The following is a 1536-nucleotide window of genomic DNA, read 5'->3' as shown; positions in this document are numbered from 1 at the left end:
CAAGCAGCCGAAATTCTACGGACTCCAGACAGCCGACGGCATCCCCTACTGGAAAATCGCCCTGCTCCATAGCCACGACGTACTGGCGACAACGGTACTCCAGACCTGTATGCGCTACAACGACCGCGCTACCGCCTGCCAGTTTTGTGCGATCGGGCAATCCTTATCCGCCGATCGCACCATTGCCCGCAAAACACCGGATCAATTGGCTGAAGTAACCGAAGCGGCGGTGCGGCTCGATGGGGTAAAGCATGTGGTGATGACTACCGGCACCCCCAATACTCCCGATCGCGGTGCCGCTTATCTAACGGAATGTGCGCGGGCAATCAAAGCACGGGTCGATATTCCCATCCAGGCGCAATGCGAACCCCCAGCGGATTTCAGTTGGTTTGAACGGATGAAGGCAGCCGGCGTCAACAGCCTGGGAATGCACCTAGAGGCCGTCACCCCCGAGGTGCGCGATCGCATTATGCCGGGGAAAGCCACCGTCTCTCTGGAAACCTATTTCGAAGCCTTTGCCGCCGCGGTACAGGTCTTTGGTTGGGGACAGGTCAGCACCTATCTCCTCGCCGGTTTGGGGGATAGCCTCAATGCCTTGGTGGACACCAGCGATCGCCTCATTCAGCTAGGCGTTTATCCCTTTATTGTCCCCTTTGTACCCATCACCGGTACCCCGCTAGAGGATACTGCCCCGCCCGATAGTGAGTTTATGTATCGCCTCTATCAAGAGGTTGGGCAACGGCTCAAAAATGCAGGACTATCCTCCCAAGATGTCGAAGCTGGCTGTGCCAAGTGTGGGGCCTGCTCTGCCTTATCTGCCTTTGAAACATAGACCGTGGGTTCGTAATGCATTGGGGCTTGAATCCGCCCTCGGGCGATCGCTGTTGACCTGTTGATGTAAATTCTGGGATGGCCAACCATGACTCGATCTACCTATCGATTTGAGATTGCCAAAACCGCCACCGAAATGCGGGAGTATGCCGACCTGCGCTACCAAATTTTTTGCCAAGAACAGCGGCTATTTCGCGGTAGCGATTGGGATGATATTGATGCGATCGCCTATCCGATTGTGGCGCTCACCTCCGTTCAAAGTGTGTATGAACCTTACCTGGCTCCGTGGGAACAGGTGATTGGGGTTGTCCGCATCTACGAACCGGAGCCAGGGCTGTGGTATGGCGGTCGGCTAGGCGTGCATCCTACCCATCGTCGGGGCTGGCGGATTGGCAAAGGTCTGATCGAAAAAGCGGTAATGACGGCCAACACCTGGGGCTGTGAACGGTTTTTGGCCACAGTGCAGTTGCAGAACGTGCGCTTTTTTCAACGGCTACATTGGGACTCGTTGGAGGAAATCGATATCTGTGGGCATCCCCATCACCTCATGCAAGCTGATTTGAATTATTATCCGGCCAATGGTGAGCCTCGTCCTCAAGGGCTGCCTCAAGTGCTTGAGGTGGCATAGGTATGGATGATGCTGGGCAATTGCCCCGTTTGGTGGAGCAGTTACGCCACTCCCTCGGCATTCAGCAGAAACAGGAT

At 55.6% G+C, this 1536-nt stretch carries 2 protein-coding genes; both read left to right on the top strand.

What is annotated here, in order from left to right:
* Window positions 1-832, top strand: an 832-nt coding sequence (locus tag V6D20_15425; protein ID HEY9817171.1) for an MSMEG_0568 family radical SAM protein, incomplete at its 5' end; no start/stop codon positions are given.
* Window positions 833-919: 87 nt separating this feature from the next.
* Window positions 920-1459, top strand: a complete 540-nt coding sequence (locus V6D20_15420; protein ID HEY9817170.1) for an MSMEG_0567/Sll0786 family nitrogen starvation N-acetyltransferase — start codon at window positions 920-922, stop codon at window positions 1457-1459.
* Window positions 1460-1536 lie beyond the last annotated feature (77 nt).

Source organism: Candidatus Obscuribacterales bacterium, from assembly GCA_036703605.1.
GTDB lineage: Bacteria > Cyanobacteriota > Cyanobacteriia > RECH01 > RECH01 > RECH01.
Note: the sequence above shows the minus strand (reverse complement) of the source record. Positions and strands in the feature narration are given on the sequence as shown.